Origin of the sequence: Haloarchaeobius sp. HME9146 (genome assembly GCF_025399835.1) — an archaeon.
Lineage (GTDB): Archaea > Halobacteriota > Halobacteria > Halobacteriales > Natrialbaceae > Haloarchaeobius.
In genome coordinates, this window is record NZ_JAODVR010000001.1 from 3,077,852 (window position 1) to 3,104,614 (window position 26,763).

The following is a 26,763-nucleotide window of genomic DNA, read 5'->3' on the forward strand; positions in this document are numbered from 1 at the left end:
GCTATGGACGACATCACCTTCGCCGTACTCGGCACCGGTGGCATCGGCCGACGAACACTCGACGTGGCACAGCACAAGGAGGGCGTGACCCCGGTCGCGGCCTGCGACCGCAACGGTATCGCGGTCGACCACGACGGCCTCGACGTGGCGGAACTCCTCGACGCGACCGAGGGGAACATCGCGAGCGCCCCCGGGGACGACGACGACGCGCGCACCGACGGCGGCACGACCGCTGTCAAACAGCACGGGGAAGACGCCGGCGTCGTCGCCTCCGCACAGGGCGAGCCGACCGAGACACCCATCCAGGACGTCATCGACGAAGCCGTCTCGGAGAACATCGACGCGGTCCTCATGGCGCTCCCGAACCTCACCCACGACTTCATCCCACAGACGGCCGAACGCTTCGCGGAGGCGGGCTACGAGGGCGTCCTCGTGGACGTGCTCAAGCGCTCGCGTGTCATCGGCATGCTAGACGAGCGCGAGGAGACCTTCGTCGAGTCGGGCATGACCTTCGTCTGCGGCGCGGGCGCGACCCCCGGCTTCCTGACCGGTGCGGCCGCACTCGCCGCCCAGTCGTTCGTCGAGGTCGAGGCGGTGGAGATCTGGTGGGGCGTCGGCCTCAAGTCGGGCTACGAGGACAACCGCGGGACCGTCCGTGAGGACATCGCCCACCTCGACGGCTACGACATCGGGACCGCCCGGGACATGAGCGAGGCGGAGATCGAGGAGCTCATCGACGAGCACGACGGCGTCCTGGAGTTCCACGACATGGAGCACGCCGACGACGTGTTGCTCGAACGCGCCGGTATCTGCGACGCCGAGGACGTGACCGTCGGTGGCGTCCTCGACGTCCGGCAGGACGAGAAGCCGACGACCACGACCGTCAGCGTCACCGGGACGACCTTCGACGGCGAGACGGGCACGAACACCTTCCAGCTCGACGACTGCACGAGCATGGAGGCGAACGTGAACGGGCCTGCACTCGGTTACATGAAAGCCGGCGTCCGGATGAACCGTGACGGTCGCTACGGCGTCTTCGGGCCCGCAGAGCTCATGCCCGGGTTCTGAGAGGCCCGCGACCCGTCGGGACGCGCCTCAGCCGAGTGGACACTCTCTTCTGCAAGAACCTGTATCGGGATTCCGAACCGTTCAAGATGCGATGTGCAAACAGTGAACCAGATGAGTAACCGCGGGTTCGACCTGGCAGGACGGGTCGCCGACCGTCGAGACGCCGCGCTCTACCGCGACCTCGAGCCGGTGGACAGGGTCGCAGAACGGTGCTACTTCGCCCCCGACCCCGGCGCAGCCCTCCCAGTCCTTGACGGGACACAGCACCTCGTGTTCGCGTCGAACAACTACCTCGGCCTGACACAGCACGACCGCGTCCAGCAGGCCGCCGCCGACGCCGCCGACGTGGTCGGAACCGGTGCCGGCGCGAGCCGGCTCGTGACCGGCGATACCCTGGTCCACCGCGACCTGGAGATGCAGCTCTCGGAGGTCAAGGGAACCGAGCGCGCGCTCGCCTTCTCCTCGGGCTACGCCGCCAACGTGGGCACCATCGCCGCCCTCTCGCCCGACGTGGTGTTCTCCGACGAACTGAACCACGCCAGCATCATCGACGGCTGTCGGCTCGCCGACGCTGATGTCGTCGTGTACGACCACTGCGATGCCGATTCGCTCCACGAGGAGCTGACCCACCGCGCCGAGACCAGACCGGGCGACGAGTCGTGGCTCGTCCTCACCGACTCCGTGTTCAGTATGGACGGGACGGTCGCTCCCCTCGCGGACATCTGCGACGCCGCCGAGGAGTTCGATGCGTGGGTGATGGTCGACGAGGCGCACGCGACCGGCCTGTACGACCACGGCGGCGGCATCGTCCAGCGCGACGGGCTCGAAGACCGCGTCCACGTCCAGATGGGCACGCTCTCGAAGGCGCTTGCGAGCCAGGGCGGCTACGTCGCCGGGAGCGAGACGCTCGTGGAGTACCTCGTGAACACCGCCCGGTCGTTCGTGTTCTCGACCGGGCTGGCCCCGCCGGCCGCAGCCGCCGCCAGCGAGGCCCTCCACATCACCCGCCACGGGGAGTGCCGCGACCGGCTCTGGAGCAACGCTGCTCACCTCCGGACCGGGCTGGAGGACCTCGGCTACCAGGTGTGGGGCGATTCGCAGATACTCCCCGTGGTCGTCGGCGACCGGGCCGACGCGCTTGCGCTCGCCGACGCAGTCCGCGAGGCCGGCGTGGTCGCACCGGCAATCAGACCACCCACGGTCCCCGAGGGGACGAGCCGCCTCCGCGTCGTCCCGATGGCGACCCACTCGAAGACCGACATCGAGGACTGCATCGAGGCGTTCCGCGTCGCCGGCGAGGAGGTGGGCCTGCTGTGAGCCGCCGGCTGGCCGTCGTCGGGACCGGCACCGGCGTCGGCAAGACCGTCGTCACCGCTGGGCTGACCGGCTGGCTCCGCGAGACGGGGCTCGATGCCCGGGCGGTCAAACCCTGCCAGACCGGCTACCCGCCGGACGACGACGCCGGGTTCGTGCAGGCCGCCTGTGGTGACCCGGCCGCCGCGACCTGTCTCGACCGACTGGAACCGCCGCTCGCGCCCCGCGTGGCGGCCGAACAGGAGGGCGTTGACCTCCAGTATTCGGACGTCCGCGACCGGGCGGCAGCCGCCCTCGACGAGCCCGCGGTCGGCATCCTCGAAGGCGTCGGCGGCCTCCGGGTCCCGCTGGCCGGCGAGCACGAGATACTCGACCTCGTGGCCGACCTCGACCCGACCACGGTTCTCGTGGCACGGTCCGGGCTGGGGACGCTCAATCACACCGCGCTCTCGGTCGACGCGCTCCGGGCACGTGGTGTCGACGTCCACTGCATCGTGCTGAACGAGTACGCGGGTGAGACGGTCGCAGAGCGGACCAACCCCGGAGAACTCGAACGCATGACGGGCCTGCCGGTGTACACGCTCCCCGAACTCGCGCTCGATTCGCCGGGTGACGCGGTAACTGGGGTCCGGGACAACCTGCCGGACGACGTGTTGCCGGGTATCGAGAGGTAGTAGCGGTCCGGTGTCTCGGCAGGAAGAGAACAGGGAGAAGAATCGCGGCTGGTCGGGGTGCCCTCGCTCTACGCGACGACCCGGGTCGCGGCCTGCTGGTCGACGACGACGCGGGTATCCTCGCCGTCGTCGTCCGCCTGCACGCTACCGGCCTGCTTGGAGTCGGTCATCGTGATGGTGACGTGGGAGTTGTTCCCCGTCGCGGTGGCCTGGGTCACGAAGTTCTCGTGACCGGCCAGGATGACGACCGTCTCGGAGTCGATGTCGACCATACGGTAGTTGTGCTCTTCGTCCATGGCGTAGACGCCGTTCTGCTCGGTGCCACGGTTGTCGAGCCACTGCTGGTAGATGTCGACGAACTCCTCCTTCTCGGAGGCGTTGTCGAAGCGGACCGTCCAGCCGTAGCCGTACTTGTAGCTCTCGGCGTAGCTGGTGTTCTGGAACTGCATCAGGCGGTCCGCGCCCCAGCCCTCGGCCCCGGCGGCGGCGAGCTCACCGGAGACCTCGGCGCGGAGCGACGAGCGCAGGAACAGCTCGCCCTTGGTGGACTTGGAGTACTGGTTCCAGACCGAATCCGACCCCTGCTCGACGGTGAGGTTCTTCGGGAGGTCCTCGTCGGGCATCTTGTTGTGCATTATCTGCTCCATCGTGACCGCGGGGTTGTCGTAGAGCTTCTCGAACTCGGCGGTGGAGTTGACGCGGAACTTGGTGTAGCGCTCGCCCATCACGTACGGGCCGAGCGTGTACATCGAGAACGCAGAGGAGTTCGCCCACGACTCGACCGAGCGGGAGGCGGCCTCCTTGCCCATGTACCGCTCCTGGTACTCGCTCTCGAAGTAGACCGCGCTGCCCTCGATGAGGGAGGTCTCGACGTTCGCGAGGTTCACGCCGTCACTGCGGAGGTTCGAGGCGAGGCGATCCTGGCTGCCCTGGTAGAACTGGACGGCGTGCAGGAACTCGTGGGCCGCGGTGACCTCGGCCTCGGAGGCGTTCTGCGTGCGGCCCGGGGCGGGCGAGCCGTCCTGCTTCGCGATGTAGCGCATGACGACGTTGACCTCGACGCCACCGTCGGGGTTCATCTGCGGCTGGGCGTAGCCAGCGACGTACACGCTGGGCGTGCCCTCGGGGGCGATGCCCATGACGGCCTGGAACGACTGGTTGCTGAAGCCGAACTGGTCGAAGGTGTACGGCGTGGTCTGCTCGGGGCTCTTCGACTGGATGGAGGGGCCCTGCGTGACGTTCGAGCCGGTCATCTCCAGGATGTTGCGGTACACCTGGTCGGCGTCGAAGCCGAGGCAGACGCCGCTCTCCTGGACGATGTCGTCGTCACCCTGGCCGGAGTACTCGCAGGACTCCTTGGCCGGTTCGGACGTGGTCGTCTGCGTCGCGGTCGGCGTCTGTGTCGCCGTGGTCGTCGTCTGTACGGTCGTAGCGGTGGACGTCGCTGCCTCGGTGTCCTCGATGGTCGTCGAGGTGTCCTGTGTGGCGGTGTTGCAGCCAGCCACGAGGAGCATGAGGGCCAACGTCAGTGCGAGAAGCGGGCGTTTCATCGGAAAACTACACGAAAAACAGGAGTCGTGAAACTTGAGCCTTCCGATATTTTTTCACAGCCAAACAGGTAAGAAGTTTAACCTTGAGAGAAATTCACATCCAGTCGTCGAGTCCGGACTGGCCGTCGTCCGTCTCGGCCTCCTCATCTGCCGATTCCTCGGCTTGTTCGGTCGTGTCAGCGCTGTCCCCGCCACCGAGGGTCTGCTGGTCGTCGTCCGAGCCGGACTCCTCGCTCTTGCCCCCGTCGGCTGCCGATTCCGCGGCGGCCCCGCCCCGCGTCGAATCGCTCGCGAAGCCCTCGAACGCGCCACCGGAGTGTTCGACGGCCTCGGTCTCGCGCAGCTCCTCGGCGTCCGCGACGATGTCCTGGACCTTGTTCGTGCTCTCACCGCTCCCCGTGATGAACGACACCTCGGCGGCGTCGAACTCGTAGACTGCGGCCATCTGGACGGTCAGGTCGCGGGGCTTGCAGTGGTGGGTCATCGTCGCCAGGAACGGCATCACGTCCCGGCGGGCCGTCGCGATGCTGAAGCCGCCCTTCTCGGCGATCTTGCGGGCGATGGCGTCGCGCTTCTTCCGGGTGCCCTTCGACCGTCCGAGCTTCGACCAGTAGCTCGGCGGGCCGTACCGGGTCCAGCCGCCGTGGTCGTGCTGGCGCGAGGCCGCGACGCCCGCGGCCACGTTGTCGGTGACGTAGCGCCAGAACGAGTAGTCCTGCGTCGAGCGCACCCGGCCGAGCCAGGTGTCGCCCCGCGCGATGTAGCCGTAGGCGTCGGCGAGTTCGTCGCCCCGGTAGTCCTTCGGCATGTTGTCCTCGACCCAGTTCAGCAGGTCGTCGGGCGTCTCGTCCACGTCGTAGGCCGCATACAGCGCCTCCTGTGCGCCCTTGTGCTTGATGACGTCGTCGAGGAAGTCGAAGATGCCCTCCGTCTTGTCCCGCTCGCCCATCACCACGTCGTCGACGGTGAGTCGCTGGCCCTGTTCGGCGAGCGCCTGCAGGTCGTTGACGGCCGAGCGCAGGTCGCCGCTCGTGTTCTCGGCGATCTTCTCCAGCGCGTCCTGTTCGTACTCGATATCCTCCTTGCGGCAGAGGTCTCGGAGGACGGGCACGATGGAGCGCTTCGAGACGTCGCGGAACTGGATGTCCTTGCAGGCGTTCCGGAGGCTGTTGCTCATGTCGTAGAACTCGTTCGCGATGAGCACGATGGGCTGGTTCGCCTCCTTGACGATGCGGGTCACCTCGCGCGAGCCGCCGTAGTCGCTGTTCCCGTGGAAGTTGTCGGCCTCGTCCACGATGAGCAGCTGGCGGCCGCCGCTGCCGCCGCCGAGCGTCTGGTTCTGCGAGGCGCGCCCGGCGAAGCGCTTGATGTCGTCGGCAGTCCGCGAGTCGCTCGCGTTCAGCTCCATCACCGGCCAGCCCATGTCGTTGGCCAGCGCGTGCGCCGCAGAGGTCTTTCCGACCCCCGGCGAGCCGTGGATGATGGCGGCCTGCCGGTGGTCGTCCCACGTGTCGGCCCACTGCTTGAACTGCTTGCGGGCCTTGTCGTTCCCCCGGACCTCCGACAGGGTTCTCGGGCGATACTTTTCGGTCCAGTCAGCCATTGCACGGTGGTTGGTGTGAGCCGCGTTTAGTGGTTGCGGAGCGGCCATCGCGGCCACGGGAGCCCGAGGCAGTTGTTGTTAATAATCGGCCAAGAAGTTAACAAGAGCTATTAACTAGCGTGTTTTCGTTAGCAACATGGAACGAACGACGCGCCGGAGCGTCCTTCTCGGGAGCGCGGCAACGACAGCGGCACTCGCCGGCTGTCTCGGGTCCATCACAACCGGGTCCGAGGGCGGCGAGGGCGAGACGACGGTCCAGACCTCCTTCTTCGTGGTCTCGGACTTCGCGAGCGCCGTGGCAGGTGACGACCTCGCCGTGAACAACCTGATCCCGTTCGGCCAGCACGGCCACGGCTGGGAACCGGGCCCCGACGTCCAGCGGAAGGTCCACGGGGCCGACGGGTTCGTTTACGTCGGCGAGGGGTTCCAGCCCTGGGCAGACAAACTCGTCCGGAACGTCCGCGACGACGGGGCGGACGTCCACGTCATCGAGGCCTGGGAGGGCATCGACCTGCTGCCGGCCGACGGCGGGCACGAGGAAGAACACCACGACGAATCGGGTCACGACGACGAGCACCACGAAGAGGAGGAACACGACGACCACGGCGCGGTGGACCCCCACTTCTGGCTCGATTCGGACCGGGCGACCCGGGCGGTCCGGACCATCGCCGACGGCCTCGCGAGCGTCGACCCGGACAACGAGGCGGCCTACGCCGAGAACGCGGACGCGTTCACCGACCGCCTCGCGGCCATGGACGCGACGTTCGAGGAGCGACTGACCGACCGGACGACCGACACCGTCCTCGTCGCGGGCCACAACTCCTTCCAGTACCTCGGGAACCGCTACGACTTCCACGTCGAGGCGCTGACCGGGATCGCGCCGGACGCGACTCCCACGCCGAAGGACATCACGCGGGCGCAGGCCGTCATCGACGAGCACGACATCGAGTACCTGCTCGCGCCGGTATTCGAGTCCGACCGGGCCGCGACCCAGCTCGTCGCCGAGACCGACGCGACCGAGGTCCTGCCCCTGACGCCGGTCCCGAGCCTCACCGACGAGTGGCACGAGCGGGGCTGGGGCTACGTCGACGTGATGGAGAACGTGAACTTGCCGTCGCTGGCGACGGCCCTGGGGGCCGAATGAGCGTCGTCGAGCTCACCGACGTGACCTTCGGGTACGGCGGGCAGCCCGCAGTCGAGGACGTCTCGCTTGCCGTGGAGGCAGGCGACTTCCTCGGGCTCGTCGGCCCGAACGGGTCGGGGAAGACGACCCTGCTCCGGCTCATGCTCGGGCTGGTCCGCCCCGACAGCGGCGAGGTCCGACTCTTCGACGAGCCCGCACGCCGGTTCTCCGATGGGACGAAGGTCGGCTACGTCGCCCAGGAGACCACCGGGACCGCGAGCGGGATGCCCATCACGGTCCACGAGGTCGTCAGGATGGGCCGGTACCCCCACGTCGGCCTCGGGCGGTTCGGGACCGACGACCGCGAGGCGGTCGCCGAGGCCATGGCGCGCGTCGGCGTCACCGACCTGCAGGACCGCCGCATCTCGGCGCTCTCGGGCGGGCAGCGCCAGCGGGTGTTCATCGCCCGGGCGCTCGCCGCCGAGGCGGACCTGCTCGCACTCGACGAGCCGACCGTCGGGGTCGACGCCGAGTCCCGCGAGGAGTTCTACGACCTGCTCCGGGACCTGAACGCCGAGGGGCTCACCATCGTCCTCGTCGAGCACGACATCGGCGTCGTCACGGCCTACACCTCGACGGTCGCCTGCATCAACCGGAGGCTCTTCTTCCACGGGGACTCGCTCGACTTCTCCGAGAGCGACGCCCTCACCGATGCCTACGGAGCGAACCAGCGACTGCTCGACCACCACCATCACCACCACTGACCATGTCCACGCTCACCCTCTCTGTCGCGTCACTCTCCAGCACATCCCCCTTCCAGCCCACCTTCCTCGGGTTCCTCGCCGAGATGCTCGGCTACCCCTTCATGCAACGCGCGTTCATCGCAGGGGTCTGTATCGCCGTCGTCGCCCCGCTGGTCGGGTCGTTCCTCATCCACCGCCAGCTGTCGATGATCGGCGACACGCTCGCCCACACCGCCTTCGCCGGGGTCGCCGTCGGCCTGTTCCTCGGCGAGACGGTCGGCCTCGGCGTCTCGCCGTACCTCACCGCCCTCGTGGTCGCCGTGCTCGCCGCGTTGCTCGTCCAGCTCCTCTCGGAGCACACCGAGGTGTACAACGACGTGTCGATGGCCATCGTCCTCACCGGCGGGTTCGCCCTCGGGACCGTCCTCATCAGCCTCACCAGCGGCGGCATCGCGGTCGGCATCGGTCAGTACCTCTTCGGGAGCCTGTCGACGCTGACGCGCCCCGCCGTAGAGCGACTGGTGGTCCTCAGCGCGGTCGTCGCGCTCGTGGTCGCGCTCGCGTACCGGCAGCTGCTCTACGTCACCTTCGACGAGGCGGCGGCCCACACCGCGGGCATGCGCGTCGACTGGTTGAACCGGCTGCTCGTCGTCCTCACCGCACTGGTCGTCGTCGGCGCGATGCAGATGATGGGCGTCATCCTCGTCGCCGCGTTGCTGGTCGTCCCGGTCGCGACCGCCATGCAGGTCGCCGGGAGCTTCCGGCAGTCCCTCGTGTTCGCCATCGTCGCCGCCCAGGTCGCGGTGCTCTCGGGGACGACGCTCTCGTACACCTACGGTATCGCCGCCGGCGGCACCATCGTCCTCGTCGCAATCGGGGGCTACCTGCTGGCGGCCGCGGTCGGGGGACTCGGACTCGCAGGAGCGCGGTGAAGCGGTCCCGGAACGGTGGGTCGGGCCGGACGGTCGTGGTGTCCGTATCAGTCCCGAAACTACTTTACTTAACAGTTCTTCCCGCAGAATTATGTGGGGCTTTCAAGCGCGTGGACGGGCGGTCGACCGGCGCACAGTCCTGGCGGGTCTGGGACTGTCGCTCGGGTCGGGCTGTCTCCGTCTCGAGGAGGCGAACGCGACGGGCGAGCCGGGGACCGGAGCGACGGGGACCCGACGGCGCACGACGCAGGGGACGCAGACCGCCAGTGCGACTGCCACCGACACCGAAACGGCGACTGCCGAACCGACGGACACGGCCGAACCGACGGACACCGAGACCGAGACGGAGACGGAGACCGACCCCGGTCCATCGCTCCAGCTGCGGTGGGAAGACCGGCGTCGAACGAAATACGGCGTCGCAGATGACGGACTCCTCATCAACGCCTGGGATCACGGGGTGCAGGCGACGGAAGTCTCGTCGGGAGACACCCGCTGGGAACAGCGGTCGCTCGCGCGAATCGGGACGGACTGCGTTCCACTACTGACAGACGACTACGTGTTCGCTGCCGGCCGGAACGAAGACGAATCGGGGAATCTCGTCCTGAAGATCGACCGTCGCAGCGGTGCGATTGTGGCCCAGAACACCATCGAACGGATAACCCCGTTCATCGGGCAGCCACACCTCGCCGACGGCACCCTCGTCCTCGGTATCGAGACGTACAACGACAACGATACCCTGTACACCCTCGACGCCGATACCCTCGAAGTGACGTGGTCCGGCCAGCCGACCACGGAGCGATTCATCGGTGCGGCCGTCGTCGACGGATTGATCTACACGAACTTCTTCAACTTCGACGCCCTGTTCTCGTTTCCCGACTTCTCCCTGCTCTGGGAAGACGATGGTGCAGGCCTCGGCAGCCCGCCGGTGGCCCACGACGGGCTCCTCTATGTGCCGGGGGACTCCTGCGTTCGGTGTCTGGACCCGGCCACCAGGGAGACGCGGTGGAAATCGATGCGGTTCGGGCGGGCGGAGGCGATCCGGGTCGTCGAGGATACGGTCTTCGTCGGCAGTTCGACCTACGCCACGGCGTTCGACAGGGCGACCGGGGAGCTGCGCTGGCAGACCTCGGTCGGCCAGGACACCTCGAATGGGCTTTCGCCCAACCGATTCGCCGTCGAAGCGGACCAGGGTCTCGTCTGGGGGCTCGGGAAGTACAACGTCACTGGCATCGATAGCACGACCGGAGAGGTCGTCGGCCGGGGCGAAGTCGGTGAGTGGGCTGACTGGCTCGCGGCCGACGGCGACCGCGTGGTCGCCGGAAACGTCGACGGCAGGAAGTGCTATCAGGTGCCATGAACGGCCACATCGCACTGGCGCATCCGAGAGACGACCGGCGGAACAGTCGGTATGAAGACACCAGATGGGTGAGAGGAGGTGTGAGATGACGCGACGACGCACCGTCGTCTGTGGCCTCGCGTCGCTTCTCAGCGCCGGCTGCCTCCGGCTCCAAGACACCACCGAGGAGGCCGGGCCGGCCAGGGAGCCGTCGACGACGGGCGAACCCAGCAGTGTGAAGGCCGAGTCGACGACAAGTGTGAAGACCGAGTCGACGACGACCGACGTGACGCCGAAGGTGAAGGAGGTGTGGGAAGAGTCCCGGTACGGGCAGGCCGGGGTCGCCGATGGCACCGACCTCGTCACGACCCGGCGCGTCGGCGTCCAGGTGGCCGCCGTGTCCGACGGGAGCAGGAAGTGGAACCAATCGGTCCCCGGTGACATCGAAGCTGCCTGTCTCCCGGTCGTGACGGACGAGTTCGTGTACGTCGCTGGCCAGGAGCGAGGGGCATCGACGAGCACGGTCAAGAAGTTCCGCCGGGACGGTGGTGCGCTGGCAGCCCAGGCCACGGTCGAACACTCCGAGAACTTCCACGGGGAACCGCAGCTCGTCGACGACCTGCTGGTCGTCGGCGCAGACCCCGGGCACGGTAGTGACCAGGACACGCTGTTCGCGTTCGACGCGGAGACCCTCGACCTCGTCTGGTCCGGCCAGCCCGTCAACGACCAGTTCGTCGGTGCGGTCGTGGTCGACGACACCCTGTTCGCCGGGTTCCACGGCTACGTCGGCGCGTTCTCGCTCCCCGACTTCGAACGCGTGTGGGAGCAGGACCGCAGCGGCGCGACGGGCCCGCCAGTGGCACACGAGGGGACCGTGTACCTGCCGGCAGATACCGAGGTCCAGGCCATCGACGCGGCCAGCCGCGAGACCAGCTGGCGGACACCGATAAACGAACGGACCAGACACGCCCAGGCCGTCGGCGACACGCTGCTCGTCGGTGGAAGGTCGAACCTGTACGCGCTCGATACCGGCACGGGGTCTGTTCGCTGGCGGGGGCACATCGCCTCGGCGACGGACGATTCGAGCACCGCCGCCGGCCCGGAAGGTGTGGCAGTCCAGCCAGCGGCCGGCGTCGTCTGGGGCACCAGTGGTGCGACCGTCACTGGCATCGACATCGAAACCGGAGCCGTCTTCGGGACCATCGAGTTCCCCGAGCGCGCCCGGTGGGTGACCGCGGTCGGCAAGCGTCTCGCGGCTGGAACCGCCGAGCGAACGGCCGGCTACGTCGTCGAGTGAGGCCTGTTCGGGCGCGAGTCGCGACCGAGGACCGCACGGAGGTCACCGGTACCTGCCGGCGGCCAGTCCGTTACTGGGCGTGACGCGATACCTGCCGGTCACGCCGTGACCCTGACGAGTCTGAGCTCGAAGAACGCGTTGACCGGCACGAGGAGCAACCACGAGAGGATACCGAACGTTGGATTCACGAACGCGAGGAGCGCCGCGAGCGTGAAGACCGTCGGCGTCGCCAGGAACCGGGCCGCCTGGAGCAGGACGGTGGGCGAGGTGAGCCCCTCCGCGATGAGATGCCTGCGCGCGGCGTGGACCCACAGGAGCGCGAGGCAGAGGCCCGTCATGGCCTGGACGACCGAGTAGAAGACGACGCCGAACCGGGTCGTCGGATAGGCCGTGAACAGGGCGGTCGCGAAGGGGAGGAACGCCACGAACAGCAGGAAGACGAGGTTGAGCCACAGCACCTTGCGGTCGTGCCCGGTGACGTAGATGAAGACCCGCCGGTGGAGCACCCAGTAGAGGCCGATGACCAGGAAGCTGAGCACGTAGCCGAACAGTTCGTGCCCCTGCTCGAACACCAGTTCGGTGAGGGCACGGTCGGTTGCGCCACCGGTGACGGTCGGGACGGTGAGGTCCAGTACCAGCAGCGTGATGGCGATGGCGATGACGCCGTCACTCAGGGCGACCAGTCGTGCGGTCTCCTCACTCTCGGACTCGTACGCCTTCGCCATACCTTGGTATAGGCCACGGTCACAGAAAGCGCGCACCCCCACCCGGCCAGCGAGTCGTTCCCACCGGGAGAGAATCTGAGACGACTATTCGGTCCGATACGTCGAATCTCTACGTGGTGACAGACACATGGCCGATTTCCTCGTGTGCTACGGGACCGGTGAAGGACAGACAGCGAAGGTAGCCGCCGCCATCGAGGCGGACCTCGCGGCACGCGGCCACGAGGTCACGACGGTCGACCTGACCGAGTTGCCGCCCACACTCGACGTGACGGCCTTCGACGCGGTGCTCGTCGGTGCGTCCATCCACATGGGGACCCACCAGAAGCACGTCGCCGCGTTCGTCCGGGAGAACCGGCGCGAACTCGCGTCGCGCCCGTCCGGGTTCTTCCAGGTCTGCCTGTCGAGCGCGGTCGAGGACGAGGCCAGACAGCTCGAGGCCGCCCGCTACGTCGAGGAGTTCGTCGAGAAGACGAGCTGGCATCCCGACCGGGTGGCCAGCTTCGCGGGGGCCATCCGTTACTCCGAGTACGGCCTGCTCAAGCGCGTCATGATGAAGAAGATCGCCAGCGAGGCGACCGGCGACACGGACACGTCCCGCGATTACGAGTACACCGACTGGGACGCGGTGGACGAGTTCGCCGTCGGGTTCGCCGAGTTCGTCGAGGGCGAGTCGGCGGCCGGCGAACCGGACGCGGCCACCGCGAGGTAGCGCGATGGGCACATCCTCTCTCGCGCTGCCACGCCGGCTCCTGGCCGCCTCGCTCGTGACGCTCGTTCTGGCGACGCTCGCCGCCGGTGCGGGCCTGCTCGTGCCGTCGCTCTACCGCGATTCGGACCCGCTCCTCCCGCAGCTCTACGGCCAGGACTTCCTGACGCTGACGGTGGCGGTCCCGGCGCTGGCCGTCGCGCTCCTCCTGGCGGCACGCGGGTCGGTCCGGGGGTACGTCGCCTGGCTCGGCGTCACCGGCTACCTGCTGTACACCTACGCCTCCTACGCGGTGATGACGGCGTTCAACCCGCTCTATCTCGTGTACGTTGCACTGTTCGGGCTGGCGCTGTTCACGCTCGCCGCGGGGGTCGCACGACTCGACCCCGACGTGGTGCGCCGGCAGGTCGGCGACGGGCCGGTCCGGGCGGCCGTCGCCTACCAGGTCGTCGTGGCGCTGCTGGTCGGCGTGCTCTGGCTGGCCGACGTGGTACCCGCGAGCATCTCGGGGACCATCCCGGCGGCCATCGAGAACACCGGCCTGGTCACGCCCGTCATCCAGTCGCTCGACCTCGCGGTGCTCCTGCCCGCGTTCGCGCTGTCGGCGTACTGGCTGTGGCGGGGGCGCGCCTGGGGGTACGCCTTCACTGCCGTCCTGCTCGTGAAGGCGACGACGCTCGGGCTCGCGGTCCTGGCGATGGTCGCCGTGATGCTCCGGGACGGGCAGCCGGTTTCGGCGCCACAGATAGTCGTCTTCGTCCTCCTGAGTGTGGCTGGGTTGGCCGTGACCGGCTGGTTCCTCCGTGCCATCGGCCCGGACAGCGACGCGACCCGGACCGCGACGGTCACGGCCGACTCACCCGGCCACTGACCCGGAATCGAGTTTGCGAGACGACCTTTTCCCCCTCCGTACCGTACACACCCCATGAGAGACCTCTCGGATACCGTCGCGCTCGTGACCGGGGCGAGTCGCGGCGTCGGTCGAGGCATCGCCGAAGAACTCGGGGCGGCCGGCGCAACGGTGTACGTCACCGGGCGAAGCGTCGCGGAGGACACGACGGAGGACATGCCCGGGACGGTGACGGAGACGGCCACACTCGTCACCGAGGCCGGTGGCGAGGGCATCGCCGTCGAGTGCGACCACACGGACGATTCGGCGGTCGAGACGCTGTTCGACCGTATCGAGAGCGACCACGGCGGCCTCGACCTGCTCGTGAACAACGTCTGGGGTGGCTACGAGGGCCACGACGAGACGTTCGGCTACCCGTTCTGGAAGCAACCCATCGACCGCTGGGACCGCATGTTCGACGCCGGCGTCCGGGCGCACTTCACGACCAGCCAGCTCGCGGCCCCGCTGATGCGTGCCCAGCAAGACGGCCTCATCGTCGGTATCTCGGCGGGTGACGGCGAGAAGTTCCGCGGCAGCGTCCCCTACGACGTGGCCAAGACCGCGGTCGACCGCCTGCATCAGGGGATGGCGTACGAACTCGAACCCGACGGGGTGACCTCACTCGTGGTCTATCCCGGCTTCACCCGGACCGAACGAGTCGTCTCGTCGTTCGATTCGGTCGGCGAGGAGCTGCCCGAAGGCACCCACTCGCCCGAGTTCGTCGGCCGGGCCGTGGTCGCGCTGGCGGCCGACGAGGACGTGTTCTCGAAGACCGGCGGCATCTTCAAAGTGGGCGACCTCGCCCGCGAGTACGACTTCACGGACACCGACGGGAGCCAGCCCGAGCCGTACGACCTCCCGACGGACCCGGTCTGAGCAGGCAGCGGTGGCCGGTCGGGCCACGCTGGTGACACGAGCAGGCGTCACCGAGACGAACTGAGACACGACCACCGCGGCCCTCACCGCTTCTCCGGGGGTCCTCTCGAAGTTCGTCCCTCGGTAGCACGTCACAGGAACCGGCAACGTCGTCGTCCATCTCGGTGACGCGACAGGTATGGCCGGGACGGGGAGGTACAACCCCGCAACCGGCGTGTATGTGATTACCTAGCGCGGCAACGCGCAGCTCTACTCATGAATACGGTCGAACGCTGGAAACAGGAGAAGCACCCGCTCGACGTGCTCGACGACGTGCGGGAGTACGCCGCCGAAGGCCTCTCGTTCGCGGATATCGAGGAACGGGCCGGCGACGGCGAGTGGGAACGGCTGAAGTGGGCCGGGCTGTACGCCCACGGCAACCATCGCGGCTACTTCATGCTGCGGACGAAGGTCCCCGGCGGCCGACTCACACCCGAACAGGCCAGGGTCATCGGCGAGGTCGCCACCGAGTACGCGACCGCCCCGCCCGAACACGGTGGGAGCGACCAGAATCCCGTGTGGGGCGACGCCTACCTCGATATCACGACCAGACAGGACGTGCAGATGCACTGGATCCGCATCGAGGACCTCCCCGAGATATGGGACCGCTACGACGAGGTCGGCCTGACGACGGTCCAGGGCTGTGGCGACTCCGCCCGGAACGTGCTGGGTTGTCCCGCGGCCGGACTGGACCACCACGAGTGCTTCGACGCCCAGCCGGTGGTCGACGCAGTCTCTGACTTCTTCACCGGGAATCGCGAGTACGCCAACCTGCCCCGGAAGTTCAAACTCACCATCACGGGCTGCCGGCACGACTGCGCGCAGTCCCAGATAAACGACCTCGGGCTCGTTCCGGCTCGCAGCGTCGTGGACGGTGAGGACTTCTACGGCTTTCACGTCCGGGTCGGCGGCGGTCTCTCCGACGGCCCGCGGATGGCCTCGGACCTCGACGTGTTCGTCCGACCCGAGGACGTAGTCGAGTTCTGTCGCGCCGTCGCCCAGACGTTCAAGGAGTTAGGCGACCGCCACAACCGCGGCGTCTGCCGGATGCGCTACCTCGTCCAGCAACTCGGTCCCGAGACGTTCGAGCAGGCGGTCCGGGACCGCTGCACGGTCGACCTCCCCGGCAGGGGCACCGACCTGACCGAGGGCTACCGCGGCGACCACGTCGGCGTCCACACGCAGAAAGACGACTCGCTCAGGTACGTCGGGTTCAACGTCGTCGCGGGCCGTATCGGCGGCGAAGAGTTCGCCGCGGCCGCCCGCGCCGCCCAGGCGTACGGCACCGAGGACGCGACCGTCAGACTCGCCACCGACCAGAACTTCCTCGTGAGTCACATCCCCGAAGACAGGGTCGACGACCTGCTCGCCGAACCGTTTGCGGCGGACTACCAGCCAGACCCCGGCCCGTTCTCTCGCGGCGCGGTCGGCTGCACCGGCAGCGAGTTCTGCAACTACGGCATCATCGAGACCAAGCTCCGCATCCGCCGGTGGGCGAAGGCACTCGACGAACAGGTCGTCGTCCCGGATGACGTGGACGTGGTCAGGCTGCATCTGTCCGGCTGTTCCGCCTCCTGTGCCCAGCCCCAGATTGCGGACGTCGGCTTCCGCGGCGAGACCGTCAAGATCGACCGCGGCGGCGAGGGTGACGACATCGTCGAGGGTGTCGACTTCGGCCTCGGCGGGAGTCTCGGCAGCGACAACGAGTTCCTCGACTGGGTCGAGACCGCGGTGCCTGCGGACGCGGTGGTTCCCGCACTGGAACAGCTCCTGCAGGCGTTCGTGACCGACCGCGAGGCCGGCGAGCGCTTCTACCAGTGGTGCCGCCGGGTCGGCAACGACCGGCTTCGGCAGGTCATGCAACGGGCCGACGCGAACGTCTCGGGAGGTGTCGCACATGGCGACTGAGGACGAGGAGCGGGGCGACGCCCCGGAGCAGTACGAGTCCGTGATTCCGGCCGACGTGGCCCCGGAGTTGACCGAACCGGGTGACGGCAAGCGAGAGCGTGACCCGGCCCCCGTCCCACACGTCCCCGAGACCGACCGGGACGCCGGGAACCCGACAGTCCCGACCGTTTCGACCAGTTCGTCAGGGGGTGACGCTGGCTGCTCCGGCGACACCTGCACCTGCGGCGACGCTGCCCCCGTCACCGACGGCGGCAGTCGCCCCGTGAACGTCGATGCCGACGGGAGCCTCGGCGACCTCTCGTTCACCCGACCTGCCGAGAACACCAGCCAGAACGTCGACGACGGCGACCCCGCCACCCGGGTCCAGTTGCCGGACGGTGCAAGTCTGGAGACGCCACCCGCCGCCATCAGGAGCGAGATGAACGACATCGAGACGCCGGACGGGAAGACCTGGTTCATGGAGCTCGACGAGGCCGTCATCGACGAGGGGCGGTGCATCCAGTGTGGCACCTGCGTCGCGGCCTGTCCCTCGGACTCCATCGGCATCGGCGACGACGACCTCCCCGAACTCGTGAAGATGTGCACCGGCTGCTCGCTGTGCTGGGACTTCTGCCCCCGGGGCGGCCTGCGGTACGAGCGCCAGTGGACGATCACCGGCGGCGAGGACAACGTGACGGGGGCGGGCGACCCAATCACCGAGTTCTCCGCCCGCGTCGACGAGGACTGGCGCGAGGGCGCACAGGACGGCGGCGTGGTCACCTCGGTGCTGAGCCACCTGCTCGCGGCGGGCGAGATAGACGGCGCACTCATCGCGACCGAGAGCGACGACGAGGAGTGGAAGGCCGAACCCTTCCTCGCGACCAGCCACGAGGACCTGGTCGCGAATTCGGGGAGCTTCTACAACCAGACGATGGCACTGGGCAGTCTGGATCCCGAGCAGTGGGCCGACCAGCTTCCGGACAAAGACCCCGAAGACCTCTCGCTCGCACTGGTCGGGACGCCCTGCGAGATAGAGGGCATCCGCGCCCTGCAGGACTTCGAGTGGGAGTACGGCGCACAGGAGGCCGGGGTGCGCGCCATCGACTACACCATCGCGCTGATGTGCACGAAGAATTTCAATTACTACTCCCTCATCGGCGAGCAACTGGCGGAGAAACGCGGCATCAGTCCTGCAGACATCGGGAAACTCGACGTGCTCCACGGGAAACTGCTGGCGTACGACCACGACGGTGACCTGCTCGTCGAGGAGGACGTGAAGAACTTCCACGATGCCGCACTCAAGGGCTGTAGCGAGTGCGCCGACTTCACCGGCTACTGCGCCGACCTCACCGTCGGCTCCGTCGGGTCGAGCGACGAGTTCTCCAGCGTCATCGTCCGGACCGAGCAGGGGCTGAAGGCGTGGGAACTGACCGAACCCGACCTGGTGTCCCACGACCTCGAGGACCGTTCCGCCATCGGAAAGTTACAGTCATGGGACAAGAAACAGGCGTTCGAGGCCCTGCAACGCCCCTTCGACCCGGACGCTCCGCGGTTCATCGAGTACACCGAACACGCCGAGTACTACGGGACGAGCCTAAATCCACACGAGCACGGGCACTGACGCTGGGGGGACCTCGCCGAGGTCTTTCGAGTATCGAGATTCTGACGAACACTTTTCTGCGCTGACGTGCTATCATTCCCCATGGAAGACATCCGCTCCGTACAGATGGACGAAGAGATGCGAAACGAGTTCCTCGGACGGGGCGGGACAGGGGTCCTCTCGCTCTCGTCGGGGAAGGAGCAGGCCCCGTACTCCATCCCCATCTCCTACGGTTTCGACGCCGAGGAGGAGACGTTCTACTTCCGGCTCGCGTTCGGCACCGACAGCACGAAGGCCGACCTGCTCGAGCGCGACAGCCACGTCTCCTTCGTCACCCACGAACACACCGACGACGGCTGGAAGAGCATCGTCGCGGCCGGCCAGCTCTCCCCGATAACCGAGGGGACCGTCGGGACGGAGATCCTCGACCGGATGCGCCGCATCCACATCCCGCTGGTCGATACGTTCGACCGCGACCCACAGGAACTCACCTTCGAGTTCTTCCGGATGAAACCGTACGAATTCACGGGCAAACGGGAAGCACACACCGAGGACTGAGCGGGCGAACAGGATTTAATCTCCTCCCAATCCTAGAAAAATTAATATACACTTACTCTGTTTTATATCTCGTGTTTCCCGACGAGATAAACACGCCGCGCCTGCAGTTGACGCCAGTCCGACCCGAATCGGTCGACGTCGCCACCCTCCACGAACGGCTGTTCGACGCCAGCCGGCCGACGGTCGAGACCGAACTCCGATGGCTCCCCTGGGAGCCACATCACACGCTGAAGGAGACGTACGACTACATCCACGACTGCGGGCACCAGTGGGACGAGCGGGAACGCGCGACCTACTGCATCCGGCTGGGTGACGGGTTCGACGACGCCGGAGCCAGCATCGGCATCACCTACCTCGACTGCTTCTGGCCGCGCCGGACCGCGGAGATGGTGATGTGGACCCGGAAGGACCACTGGAACCAGGGGTTCATGACCGAGTACGGGAAGGCGATTCACGACCTCGGCTTCTGTGACCTCGGGTTCGACCTGATGATCGCGGACGCCATCGACGGGAACGACCACGCCTACAACATCTTCGAGCACATGACCGAGGCGTTCGACGGCCAGTACGATGGCCTGTTGCGAAACTGGCTCCCCGACGGTCAGACGGTCCACGACGTCCACCGGTTCAGTATCACCCGACAGCAGTACCGGGCCGCGATGGGCTACGTGGACGAGGCGGCGGTCGAGACGGAGCCGGAGACGCACCCGGCCACCCTGGACTGACCGGCGCGACGCACGGAGCCACCGGTCAGGTCGTGCCACAGGCGCGCGTGCTCGGACGGAGCCATTAAGCATCGGCACGCGGAATCGCCGGTATGCCAATCGACACCGGCTGGGACCTCCCGGCGACGACCGCCGTGTCGTTCGACCCGCCGGCCGCAGCCATCGGCGTGAGCGACGCCGACGCGTTTCGTGACGCCTATGCAGTCTTCTTCCGGCGCGAGCTCGCGACCAACCTCGAGCGCGACCTCGACAACGACGCGCTCCACCGCATCGCGAACCGACTCAAGACGCTCTCGTGGCGGCCCGCGTTCGCGCAGTACGACCACCCGAACAGCGCCGACGAGCTGACCGACCTCACCCGTCTCGTGCAGGCGTACGCCAGGGCGGGAGCCGACCTTCGCCCGTCGGCACGACCGGACTACTGGGCGCACGACGACACCCGCGACTGGGTCGAGGAGACCGTCACCGACTGCGAACACTGCGAACAGCGCGAGCTGTCCGTCGTGACCGGCGAGGCTCTCGCCTACCACGTCTGCGAGGGACACCACCGCGAGGCCATGCAGCGATTCGTCGAGGCCACCCGCACCACGGCAGAGCCGCCCCATCCCGACGAACCGTTCGACCTCGCGGAGCGACTCGACGCCGAGGAGTTACCCACAGATGCGGCGCAACGACTCGCCGAGATCGGGGCGTACGACCCGCACGCCGTCCGACCGGTCACCGAGAGCCTGCTCCGGGCGTTCGAGTCCCAGCGTGGGGCCGTCGTGGTCTCCCGCGAGTTCCTCCACCCGGTGACGACCACGCTGACCCACCTCGGCACCATCGACGGGCAGGTCCGCGAGCGATTCGTCGCCTCCCTCGCGGACGACGACGCACCGATTCGACAGGCGAGCGCCGCCGCGGTCGCCTCCCTCGCCTGGGAGCGCCCGGACGCGCTGCTGGCGGTCGACGACAGCGTGGTCGTGCCCCGTCTCGTCGCCATGCTCGACGAGGACGACCCCGATTCGCGGGCGCTCGCGCTCTCGGCCCTGCGCGAGTTCGCCCGGTCCCACGCCCACGTCGTCGAACCGTACACCAGCCGCGTGGCGGCTGTGCTGGACTCCGATGCCGGCCCCGCGGTCCGGTTCCTCGCGGGTATCACCCTCGCGAACCTGACGCTGGGCTCCCCCGTCCTGGGTGCGCGCCGGGCCGACCGCTTCGAGAGCCTGGCCTGCGGGACGGGTGCTGGCGTCCTGGCCGGCCTCGTCGGCCTCTACTACCTCGACGCCGCGGGCTACGACGTGCAGGCATCGCTCCAGGCAGCAGCCGAGGCCGCGGAGGGAACCCCAGAACCGGTTCCCGACCCACTGGCCGACCCGGCCGCCGTCGTCCGGTGGTACGCCGACCCGACGCGGCACGACCGCCGAACCGTCCGCGAGGCGGTGTACGCGCTGGGCCACCTCGGCGGCCCGGGCGAACTGGACTACCTCGACTGGGTGGACGCCTGCGCCCGCGACGACGCGCTCCGGACCGCCTGCGAGACCGCGCGGGATCGGCTGTTCGTGACGTAGCGTGGCTGGAAGCCACGACAAAAAGCGTGGCTGGCGGCCGCCCAAACCGTGGGCGAGCCATGACCTGTCACACCCCGAGAACGCTTTTTGTACTCCCACGAGAACCCGCCAGGCATGCACCTGTTCCCCACCGCGTTCGAGACCGAACGCCTCCGCTACGAGCGCCTCGACCAGTCCGTCGACGTGTTCGAGCTGTACGACGTGATGAGCCAGCCGGGGTTCGGCGACACCGTCGAGCACATCTCGAAGTCTCAGCACCACACGCCGAAGGACACCTTCGACTACCTCGGCGAGAGCGCGGAGAAGTGGGAGGAGGCCGACCGGGCGAACTGGGCGATGTTCCCGAAAGACGGCGAGGAGGGCACGGGGGAGTTCGCCGGCGTCGCCTCGCTCATCCCGCTGTGGGACCGCCGGACTGCCCGCCTGGGCGTCTGGCTCCGCGAGGAGTTCTGGGGCCGTGGCTACTCCGGCGAGCGCGCCGACGCCCTGGTCAACCTCGCGTTCGACCGCTTCGACCTCGACCTCGTCGCGGCCGCCCACACCGACGAGAACGACGCCTCGAAGCGCGCCATCGAGAAGTACGTGGAACGCTGGGGCGGCCAGTACGACGGCATCCTCCGGAACTGGGTCGTCCTCGACGACGAGCCGCGTGACCTGCATCGGTACACCATCACCCGCGAGCAGTACGACGCGGCCGATGTCGCGGTCGAGGTGACGGTCCACGAGGGCGGGGAATAGCGATGGCCGACCTGTTCCCTGACAGCTTCGAGACCGACCGCCTGCGCTTCGAGCGCGTCGGGCTCGACACCGTCGACACCCTCGACGTCTACCCCTACTACTCCACCGAGGAGGGTATCGAGCAGGCGACGCAGTACATGACCTGGGAGCCCCACCAGACGCCGAAGGAGACGTGGGAGTTCGTCCGGGCGATGGGTGACCGTGCCGATGCGGGCGACGGGAAACTGTACGCCCTGTACCCGAAGGCCGGCCAGAACGGGGCGGGCGAGTTCGCCGGTACTGCGGGCCTCCACCCCGACTGGGACCGCCGGAGCGTCACCTTCGGGATGTGGCTCCGCAAGCCCTTCTGGGGCCGGGGCTACTCCGGCGAGCGCGCCGACGCCTTCGTCACGCTCGCGTTCGACCGCCTCGACCTCGACCTCGTCGCCGCGACGGTCCTCGACGAGAACGAGCAGTCGAAACGAGCCATCGAGAAGTACGTGGGCAGGTGGGGTGGCCAGCACGACGGCTACTTCCGCAACCTGCAGACCCACGGCGACGACCCCGCGAGCGTCCACCGCTACAGCATCACCCGCGAGCAGTACGAGGAATCGGACGTGGACGTTGCGCTGACCATCCAGGACTGACCATGACCGACCTCTTCCCCGACCGAATCGAGACCGAGCGCCTGACCCTGGTCCACGAGTCGCCCGACTCGACGGACGTGTTCGAACGATACGAGCCGATGAACACCGAGAACGCGAGTCCCGACGCGTTCGAGCACATCCCCATCGAGCCCTTCGACCACCCCCAGGAGGCCCGCGAGTTCCTCGCCTCGCGGAACGACCGCTGGGCCAGCGGGAACGCCGGGACCTACGTCGTCCGTCCGAAACCGGGCGAAGACGGTGCCGGGGAGCCAGCCGGCGAGGCCGAGCTGTTCGCCCTCTGGGACCGCCGGACCGCGTACTTCACCTTCGGCCTGCGCAAGCCCTTCTGGGGTCGTGGCTACTCCGGCGAACGCGCCGACGCCTTCGTCGTCCTGACCTTCGAGCGCCTCGACCTCGAGATGGTGTCGGTGTCCCACACGGTCGCGAACGAGCAGTCGAAGCGAGCCATCGGGAAGTACATCGACCGCTGGAACGGCCAGCGCGACGCCGTACTCCGGAACGGGCACGTCATCGACGGCGAGCCACACGACGTGGTCCAGTACAGCATCACCCGCGAGGATTACGAGGCGAGTGACGTCGACCCTGACGTGCGATTTTTCGGGTGAGAACAGGGGATGACTGCCCGCCGGGACGACCGCGTGTGATGCCCACGGCGTCGATTCGGCGGGTTGGCGGCTGGAAATCGAGAGATGCGATAGCGGGCCGAAGCGTGGTCGGACCTTATTCGAAGGCGGCGACGGCGTCCTCGTACCGGCTGCTCGGCTCGCGCCAGTCGACGACCTCGAAGAAGGCATCCACGAAGTCGCCGCGGGCCGGGCCGTAGTCGTGGTAGTACGAGTGCTCCCAGACGTCGAGCGCGAGGATGGGCTGGGCACCCCACAGCGCGCCCTGGTCGTGCTTGTCCACGACGACGTTTCGGAGCTGGTTGCTGAACGAGTCGTAGACGAGCAGCGCCCAGCCACCGGCGTTCCCGGCGGCGGCACGGAACTCGCCCTCCCAGGCGTCGTACGAGCCGAAATCGGCCTCGATTCGGTCACGGAGGTCGCCGTCGGGCTCGTCGCCACCCTCGGGGCTCATGCTCTGCCAGAACAGGTCGTGGAGGACGTGTCCGGAACCGTTGTGGGTGACACTGCGGATTGCACCCGGGGAGTCACCGAACTCACCGGCCTCGCGGTTCGCGGCGAGCGTGTCCTCGGCCGCGTTCCAGCCGTTCACGTAGCCCTGATGGTGGGTGTCGTGGTGCCACGTCAGCACCTGTTCGGAGATGTGCGGTTCGAGTGCGTCGTAGTCGTACGGGAGTGGCGGCAGTTCGTAGTCGGTCATGGTACGTTCGGATGCAGGCCCCGGACCCTGTTAACCGTAATCTGAAGCGTATTCCAGTAGTGAGAGTGACAGGTCGGGGGCCGTCGAACCTAGTGGTTTCGGTTCGCCCCCACTTCAACGACGACCCTACGTATCTTATCTTGTTTGTGATAAATGTAATCGATACTTACAACAAAGTCGCGGTTTACACAATGTCTTTACCGGATGCGCCGGAAGCCGGAACTATCATGTCGACCGACAATAGTCTGTCCGCGACGTTCGGTGACGAGGGCGCGACGCTCGACGCGACGACGGTGGCACGGAGCGCCGCCGCCGGCGTCGGCGCGTTCGTCGCGAGCTATCTGCTGGCGTTCGTCCTGTGGACGCAGACCCAGCTGCCACAGCCCGATTCGCTGGGGCAGGCGCTCGAACAGGCCTTCATCAGTGCCATCCGTGACGGTGTCGCGACGTGGAAGGCCGCAGGGATGGTGCTGTTCAACGGGCACTTCGTCCAGCTAGCCTACGAGGGCCCGCTCGCCAGCGGGTCGTTCAACCTCATCGACCTCGCCGGCGGCGGGCTCGTGCAGGTGACCTACGTCGTGGTCCCGCTGGCGCTCCTGGCCGCGGGCTTCCTCGCGGCGCGCACGAGTGGCCTCGCCGGCGACATCGCCGATTCGGCCGTCGCGGGCGCACTCGTCGCCGTGGGCTACCTCGTGCTGTCGGCCCTCGGCTCGGTCCTGTTCGCGGCCTCGGGTGACGGCACGTCGCTGTCGGTCCCGCTGGTCAACGCGGTGGTCGTCGCCGGCATCGTCTACCCGGTCATCTGTGGCGGGCTGGGTGGCGTCATCGCCCACCTGGCGGACTGACGCCGACCGACAGACCCTACAGCTGTCGGGCGACCATCTCGCCCCAGTGGTCGAACCCGTGGCGGTCGTAGAAGGACTTCGCACGCTCGTTCTCCCGGTCGACGTCCAGCACCAGCCGGTCGAGCGGGAGGTCCTGGTCACGGGCGAGCGCGACCGCGGCGGCCATCAGGTCGTCTGCGACCCCGGTGCCGCGGTACTCGGGTCGGACGTAGAGCTCGTTGAGGACCGCGGCGTCCCAGATGAACGCGAATCGTGACGGAAGGACGAACACGTAACCGGCGATGGTTCCGTCGTCGTCTTCGGCGAGCGTCACACAGCGGTCGTCCTCGTCGACACATCGCTGGACCCAGTCGAGCCACTCCTCGCGATAGTCGTCGTCCAGCTTGTCCTCGTACTTCGCCTGCTTCTCGTCGCCGCCCGTCCCGGAGCCGAGCCCGAGCTCGAAGCCGCGCTTCAGTTCCCAGAGCGTCTCCGCGTCGCTGTCGGGGTCGTACGGTCTGGTCATGGTCACAGTTCAGCAGGGGCCCACCTCACCGTTTCGTTCGCGGACTGGCACGCCGGTCATCGCTCCTCCCACAGCCGCGCCGCCGAGACGAACCCCCCGGTGAGGACGAGCAGGAGCTGGACGCCGGAGTCGACCAGCGGGAAGATGCGCTCCCGGGTGACCGGTTCCCCGGTGCGGTCCGGGTTGGTGTCGACGCCGGTGTAGTACTGGAACTCCCTGGTGGAGCCCTTGGCGACCTTCTTCGTCGGTTCGCCGTTCTCGAACTCGACGAAGGTCTGGATGATGCCCTCCTGGTTCGAGAGGTGGAGCTTGCCGGTCAGGGCGTAGAACTGGTCGTGGAGCGGCCAGAACACGTTCACGCCGTTGGTCATCAGGTCTGGTCCGATGGCACCGAACACTGCCCCCACGACGGCGACACCGGCGATCCGGGGAGCGTGCGGGCCGAACCGCGCGGCGAGTTTCGAGGGGCGGTCGGCGAGCAGGTCGAACGCGAGGATGCCCGCGAGGGCCGCGGGAAACAGCAGCGTGTGGAACGCGGCCCGGTGGGCACCGACGAGGACGAACCCCAGGAACACGTCGAGGTCGACGAACGCGGTCAGGCCCATCACGACGAGGAGTGCGCGGCCGGAGAAGGCTGGCCCGAGGAGGGCACAGCCGATGATGGCGGCGAGGGCGACGTGGACGACGGTCGAGGGCATAGGAGACGGTATCGGTACCCATGGTGAAATCCCTCGTGGTTCGTCGTCTGTCGAGGTGCGGTTTCGATACGCTTTTGCCCGGGGTCGCACCATTCCGTGACGATGAGTGACAGTCCACGGCGCAACCTGGCGACGAAGATCGCCGGCGAGGTGACCCTCTCGGACGACCCCGGCGCGACCCTCCGGAAGTGGCGCACCGACTTCGGGGTCTCCCAGACCGACATCGCAGCCCACCTCGACGTCTCTTCGTCGGTCATCTCCGACTACGAGAGCGGACGCCGCGAGAACCCCGGAATCGGGGTCGTGAGCCGGATGGTGAACGCGCTCCTCGACATCGACGAGGCACGTGGCGGCGACCACATCCGGCAGTACGCCCGTGTCCTCTCGGCCGGCTTCGAGAGCGACATCGTCCGCGACCTGCGCGAGTACCCGACGACCATCCCGCTGTCGCGCTTCTACGACGCCATCGACGCCACCGAGATACACGCTGCCGAGGAGCGCAACATCTCGGGCCACACCGTCATCAACTCCATCGCGGCCATCACCCGTCTCTCCTCGGAGGAATTCTACCGGCTCTACGGGCAGTCGACCTCGCGGGCGCTCGTCTTCACCGACATCACCCGCGGGGAGTCCCCGCTGGTGGCGATGCGGGTCGTCACGCCGACCCCGAACGCGGTGGTCCTCCACGGTATCGAGGAGGAGGACCTCTGGCGTCACGCCTCGAAACTCGCGCGTGCCGACGGCTTCTCGCTCGCGATAACGAAGAAACCCGTCGACGAGATGGTCGACGCGCTGCGCGAACTGCCGTAGGA

At 67.8% G+C, this 26,763-nt stretch carries 27 protein-coding genes; 21 read left to right on the top strand and 6 right to left on the bottom strand.

Annotation, left to right across the window (positions count from 1 at the left end):
- Nucleotides 1-3 precede the first annotated feature (3 nt).
- The 3 genes from N6C22_RS15905 (at nt 4) to bioD (ending at nt 3,056) form a co-directional block, all read left to right on the top strand.
- Nucleotides 4-1,068: a transcriptional regulator gene (locus tag N6C22_RS15905; protein WP_261652104.1), complete on the top strand. Its 1,065-nt coding sequence runs from the start codon at nt 4-6 to the stop codon at nt 1,066-1,068.
- Between the two features lie 111 nt (nt 1,069-1,179).
- Complete coding sequence (locus N6C22_RS15910; RefSeq protein WP_261652105.1) at nt 1,180-2,385, top strand: 8-amino-7-oxononanoate synthase; 1,206 nt, start codon at nt 1,180-1,182, stop codon at nt 2,383-2,385.
- Nucleotides 2,382-3,056 (top strand): dethiobiotin synthase, encoded by a 675-nt coding sequence (gene bioD, locus N6C22_RS15915; RefSeq protein WP_261652106.1) that lies wholly within the window; start codon nt 2,382-2,384, stop codon nt 3,054-3,056. Before N6C22_RS15910 ends, bioD begins: the two co-directional genes overlap by 4 nt.
- Before the next feature lie 68 nt (nt 3,057-3,124).
- Here the strand turns inward: bioD and N6C22_RS15920 are convergent, their stop codons facing one another.
- Together N6C22_RS15920 and N6C22_RS15925 are read right to left on the bottom strand one after the other, a co-directional pair.
- A complete protein-coding gene (locus tag N6C22_RS15920; RefSeq protein ID WP_261652107.1) occupies nt 3,125-4,606 on the bottom strand; it encodes a hypothetical protein in 1,482 nt (493 codons plus the stop codon).
- A 94-nt stretch (nt 4,607-4,700) separates the two neighbouring features.
- Complete coding sequence (locus N6C22_RS15925) at nt 4,701-6,209, bottom strand: replication factor C large subunit (RefSeq protein ID WP_261652108.1); 1,509 nt, start codon at nt 6,207-6,209, stop codon at nt 4,701-4,703.
- Between the two features lie 136 nt (nt 6,210-6,345).
- Between N6C22_RS15925 and N6C22_RS15930 the strand changes: the two genes are divergently transcribed.
- The 5 genes from N6C22_RS15930 to N6C22_RS15950 all read left to right on the top strand — a co-directional run bounded on the left by N6C22_RS15930 (nt 6,346) and on the right by N6C22_RS15950 (nt 11,640).
- The gene (locus N6C22_RS15930) at nt 6,346-7,353 is read left to right on the top strand and encodes a metal ABC transporter solute-binding protein, Zn/Mn family (protein WP_261652109.1); all 1,008 of its coding nucleotides are present in this window, start codon (nt 6,346-6,348) and stop codon (nt 7,351-7,353) included.
- Nucleotides 7,350-8,096: a metal ABC transporter ATP-binding protein gene (locus tag N6C22_RS15935; RefSeq protein WP_261652110.1), complete on the top strand. Its 747-nt coding sequence runs from the start codon at nt 7,350-7,352 to the stop codon at nt 8,094-8,096. Before N6C22_RS15930 ends, N6C22_RS15935 begins: the two co-directional genes overlap by 4 nt.
- 2 nt (nt 8,097-8,098) lie before the next feature.
- The gene (locus tag N6C22_RS15940) at nt 8,099-9,007 is read left to right on the top strand and encodes a metal ABC transporter permease (RefSeq protein ID WP_261652111.1); all 909 of its coding nucleotides are present in this window, start codon (nt 8,099-8,101) and stop codon (nt 9,005-9,007) included.
- A 91-nt stretch (nt 9,008-9,098) separates the two neighbouring features.
- Nucleotides 9,099-10,364, top strand: coding sequence for a PQQ-binding-like beta-propeller repeat protein (locus N6C22_RS15945; protein WP_261652112.1), 1,266 nt, complete (start codon nt 9,099-9,101; stop codon nt 10,362-10,364).
- 85 nt (nt 10,365-10,449) lie between these two features.
- Nucleotides 10,450-11,640, top strand: a complete 1,191-nt coding sequence (locus tag N6C22_RS15950; protein WP_261652113.1) for a PQQ-binding-like beta-propeller repeat protein — start codon at nt 10,450-10,452, stop codon at nt 11,638-11,640.
- 98 nt (nt 11,641-11,738) lie between these two features.
- Here N6C22_RS15950 and N6C22_RS15955 read toward each other — a convergent pair whose 3' ends face one another.
- Nucleotides 11,739-12,365 carry a TMEM175 family protein gene (locus tag N6C22_RS15955; protein WP_261652114.1) on the bottom strand — a complete coding sequence of 209 codons (627 nt, stop codon included), beginning with the start codon at nt 12,363-12,365 and terminating at the stop codon, nt 11,739-11,741.
- A gap of 127 nt (nt 12,366-12,492) precedes the next feature.
- Here N6C22_RS15955 and N6C22_RS15960 point away from each other — a divergent pair, with 127 nt between their 5' ends.
- The 11 genes from N6C22_RS15960 (at nt 12,493) to N6C22_RS16010 (ending at nt 23,185) form a co-directional block, all read left to right on the top strand.
- Nucleotides 12,493-13,074 (top strand): flavodoxin domain-containing protein, encoded by a 582-nt coding sequence (locus N6C22_RS15960; RefSeq protein WP_261652115.1) that lies wholly within the window; start codon nt 12,493-12,495, stop codon nt 13,072-13,074.
- A gap of 4 nt (nt 13,075-13,078) precedes the next feature.
- Nucleotides 13,079-13,942: a hypothetical protein gene (locus N6C22_RS15965; protein WP_261652116.1), complete on the top strand. Its 864-nt coding sequence runs from the start codon at nt 13,079-13,081 to the stop codon at nt 13,940-13,942.
- A 54-nt stretch (nt 13,943-13,996) separates the two neighbouring features.
- On the top strand, nt 13,997-14,836 hold the full coding sequence (locus tag N6C22_RS15970; protein WP_261652117.1) for an SDR family NAD(P)-dependent oxidoreductase: 840 nt from the start codon (nt 13,997-13,999) through the stop codon (nt 14,834-14,836).
- Nucleotides 14,837-15,091: 255 nt separating this feature from the next.
- Complete coding sequence (locus tag N6C22_RS15975) at nt 15,092-16,783, top strand: nitrite/sulfite reductase (protein WP_261652118.1); 1,692 nt, start codon at nt 15,092-15,094, stop codon at nt 16,781-16,783.
- Complete coding sequence (locus N6C22_RS15980; protein WP_261652119.1) at nt 16,773-18,383, top strand: Coenzyme F420 hydrogenase/dehydrogenase, beta subunit C-terminal domain; 1,611 nt, start codon at nt 16,773-16,775, stop codon at nt 18,381-18,383. Before N6C22_RS15975 ends, N6C22_RS15980 begins: the two co-directional genes overlap by 11 nt.
- Before the next feature lie 81 nt (nt 18,384-18,464).
- On the top strand, nt 18,465-18,920 hold the full coding sequence (locus N6C22_RS15985) for a pyridoxamine 5'-phosphate oxidase family protein (protein WP_261652120.1): 456 nt from the start codon (nt 18,465-18,467) through the stop codon (nt 18,918-18,920).
- 71 nt (nt 18,921-18,991) lie between these two features.
- Nucleotides 18,992-19,645, top strand: coding sequence for a GNAT family N-acetyltransferase (locus tag N6C22_RS15990; RefSeq protein ID WP_261652121.1), 654 nt, complete (start codon nt 18,992-18,994; stop codon nt 19,643-19,645).
- 92 nt (nt 19,646-19,737) lie between these two features.
- Nucleotides 19,738-21,195 (top strand): hypothetical protein, encoded by a 1,458-nt coding sequence (locus tag N6C22_RS15995; protein WP_261652122.1) that lies wholly within the window; start codon nt 19,738-19,740, stop codon nt 21,193-21,195.
- Between the two features lie 114 nt (nt 21,196-21,309).
- Entirely contained in the window at nt 21,310-21,933 is a 624-nt protein-coding gene (locus N6C22_RS16000) for a GNAT family N-acetyltransferase (protein ID WP_261652123.1), read from the top strand.
- A gap of 2 nt (nt 21,934-21,935) precedes the next feature.
- Nucleotides 21,936-22,559: a GNAT family N-acetyltransferase gene (locus N6C22_RS16005; RefSeq protein WP_261652124.1), complete on the top strand. Its 624-nt coding sequence runs from the start codon at nt 21,936-21,938 to the stop codon at nt 22,557-22,559.
- Between the two features lie 2 nt (nt 22,560-22,561).
- Nucleotides 22,562-23,185 carry a GNAT family N-acetyltransferase gene (locus N6C22_RS16010; RefSeq protein ID WP_261652125.1) on the top strand — a complete coding sequence of 208 codons (624 nt, stop codon included), beginning with the start codon at nt 22,562-22,564 and terminating at the stop codon, nt 23,183-23,185.
- Nucleotides 23,186-23,300: 115 nt separating this feature from the next.
- On the opposite strand, the gene sod is transcribed toward N6C22_RS16010, so the two are convergent.
- On the bottom strand, nt 23,301-23,903 hold the full coding sequence (sod, locus tag N6C22_RS16015) for a superoxide dismutase (RefSeq protein ID WP_261652126.1): 603 nt from the start codon (nt 23,901-23,903) through the stop codon (nt 23,301-23,303).
- A gap of 227 nt (nt 23,904-24,130) precedes the next feature.
- Between sod and N6C22_RS16020 the strand changes: the two genes are divergently transcribed.
- Complete coding sequence (locus N6C22_RS16020) at nt 24,131-24,748, top strand: hypothetical protein (protein WP_261652127.1); 618 nt, start codon at nt 24,131-24,133, stop codon at nt 24,746-24,748.
- 16 nt (nt 24,749-24,764) lie between these two features.
- Here N6C22_RS16020 and N6C22_RS16025 read toward each other — a convergent pair whose 3' ends face one another.
- Both N6C22_RS16025 and N6C22_RS16030 read right to left on the bottom strand, forming a co-directional pair.
- A complete protein-coding gene (locus N6C22_RS16025) occupies nt 24,765-25,253 on the bottom strand; it encodes a GNAT family N-acetyltransferase (RefSeq protein ID WP_261652128.1) in 489 nt (162 codons plus the stop codon).
- 56 nt (nt 25,254-25,309) lie between these two features.
- Entirely contained in the window at nt 25,310-25,951 is a 642-nt protein-coding gene (locus tag N6C22_RS16030) for a metal-dependent hydrolase (RefSeq protein ID WP_261652129.1), read from the bottom strand.
- A 102-nt stretch (nt 25,952-26,053) separates the two neighbouring features.
- Between N6C22_RS16030 and N6C22_RS16035 the strand changes: the two genes are divergently transcribed.
- On the top strand, nt 26,054-26,761 hold the full coding sequence (locus N6C22_RS16035; RefSeq protein WP_261652130.1) for a helix-turn-helix domain-containing protein: 708 nt from the start codon (nt 26,054-26,056) through the stop codon (nt 26,759-26,761).
- Nucleotides 26,762-26,763: the final 2 nt, after the last annotated feature.

Excerpts from the sequence above, each read along its gene's own strand:
- N6C22_RS15905 (WP_261652104.1), top strand. The coding sequence starts at position 4 with ATGGACGACATCACCTTCGCCGTACTCGGCACCGGTGGCATCGGCCGA.
- N6C22_RS15910 (WP_261652105.1), top strand. The coding sequence starts at position 1,180 with ATGAGTAACCGCGGGTTCGACCTGGCAGGACGGGTCGCCGACCGTCGA.
- N6C22_RS15920 (WP_261652107.1), bottom strand. The coding sequence starts at position 4,606 with ATGAAACGCCCGCTTCTCGCACTGACGTTGGCCCTCATGCTCCTCGTG.
- N6C22_RS15925 (WP_261652108.1), bottom strand. The coding sequence starts at position 6,209 with ATGGCTGACTGGACCGAAAAGTATCGCCCGAGAACCCTGTCGGAGGTC.
- N6C22_RS15930 (WP_261652109.1), top strand. The coding sequence starts at position 6,346 with ATGGAACGAACGACGCGCCGGAGCGTCCTTCTCGGGAGCGCGGCAACG.
- N6C22_RS15935 (WP_261652110.1), top strand. The coding sequence starts at position 7,350 with ATGAGCGTCGTCGAGCTCACCGACGTGACCTTCGGGTACGGCGGGCAG.
- N6C22_RS15940 (WP_261652111.1), top strand. The coding sequence starts at position 8,099 with ATGTCCACGCTCACCCTCTCTGTCGCGTCACTCTCCAGCACATCCCCC.
- N6C22_RS15945 (WP_261652112.1), top strand. The coding sequence starts at position 9,099 with ATGTGGGGCTTTCAAGCGCGTGGACGGGCGGTCGACCGGCGCACAGTC.
- N6C22_RS15950 (WP_261652113.1), top strand. The coding sequence starts at position 10,450 with ATGACGCGACGACGCACCGTCGTCTGTGGCCTCGCGTCGCTTCTCAGC.
- N6C22_RS15955 (WP_261652114.1), bottom strand. The coding sequence starts at position 12,365 with ATGGCGAAGGCGTACGAGTCCGAGAGTGAGGAGACCGCACGACTGGTC.
- N6C22_RS15960 (WP_261652115.1), top strand. The coding sequence starts at position 12,493 with ATGGCCGATTTCCTCGTGTGCTACGGGACCGGTGAAGGACAGACAGCG.
- N6C22_RS15965 (WP_261652116.1), top strand. The coding sequence starts at position 13,079 with ATGGGCACATCCTCTCTCGCGCTGCCACGCCGGCTCCTGGCCGCCTCG.
- N6C22_RS15970 (WP_261652117.1), top strand. The coding sequence starts at position 13,997 with ATGAGAGACCTCTCGGATACCGTCGCGCTCGTGACCGGGGCGAGTCGC.
- N6C22_RS15975 (WP_261652118.1), top strand. The coding sequence starts at position 15,092 with ATGAATACGGTCGAACGCTGGAAACAGGAGAAGCACCCGCTCGACGTG.
- N6C22_RS15980 (WP_261652119.1), top strand. The coding sequence starts at position 16,773 with ATGGCGACTGAGGACGAGGAGCGGGGCGACGCCCCGGAGCAGTACGAG.
- N6C22_RS15985 (WP_261652120.1), top strand. The coding sequence starts at position 18,465 with ATGGAAGACATCCGCTCCGTACAGATGGACGAAGAGATGCGAAACGAG.
- N6C22_RS15995 (WP_261652122.1), top strand. The coding sequence starts at position 19,738 with ATGCCAATCGACACCGGCTGGGACCTCCCGGCGACGACCGCCGTGTCG.
- N6C22_RS16000 (WP_261652123.1), top strand. The coding sequence starts at position 21,310 with ATGCACCTGTTCCCCACCGCGTTCGAGACCGAACGCCTCCGCTACGAG.
- N6C22_RS16005 (WP_261652124.1), top strand. The coding sequence starts at position 21,936 with ATGGCCGACCTGTTCCCTGACAGCTTCGAGACCGACCGCCTGCGCTTC.
- N6C22_RS16010 (WP_261652125.1), top strand. The coding sequence starts at position 22,562 with ATGACCGACCTCTTCCCCGACCGAATCGAGACCGAGCGCCTGACCCTG.
- sod (WP_261652126.1), bottom strand. The coding sequence starts at position 23,903 with ATGACCGACTACGAACTGCCGCCACTCCCGTACGACTACGACGCACTC.
- N6C22_RS16020 (WP_261652127.1), top strand. The coding sequence starts at position 24,131 with ATGTCGACCGACAATAGTCTGTCCGCGACGTTCGGTGACGAGGGCGCG.
- N6C22_RS16025 (WP_261652128.1), bottom strand. The coding sequence starts at position 25,253 with ATGACCAGACCGTACGACCCCGACAGCGACGCGGAGACGCTCTGGGAA.
- N6C22_RS16030 (WP_261652129.1), bottom strand. The coding sequence starts at position 25,951 with ATGCCCTCGACCGTCGTCCACGTCGCCCTCGCCGCCATCATCGGCTGT.
- N6C22_RS16035 (WP_261652130.1), top strand. The coding sequence starts at position 26,054 with ATGAGTGACAGTCCACGGCGCAACCTGGCGACGAAGATCGCCGGCGAG.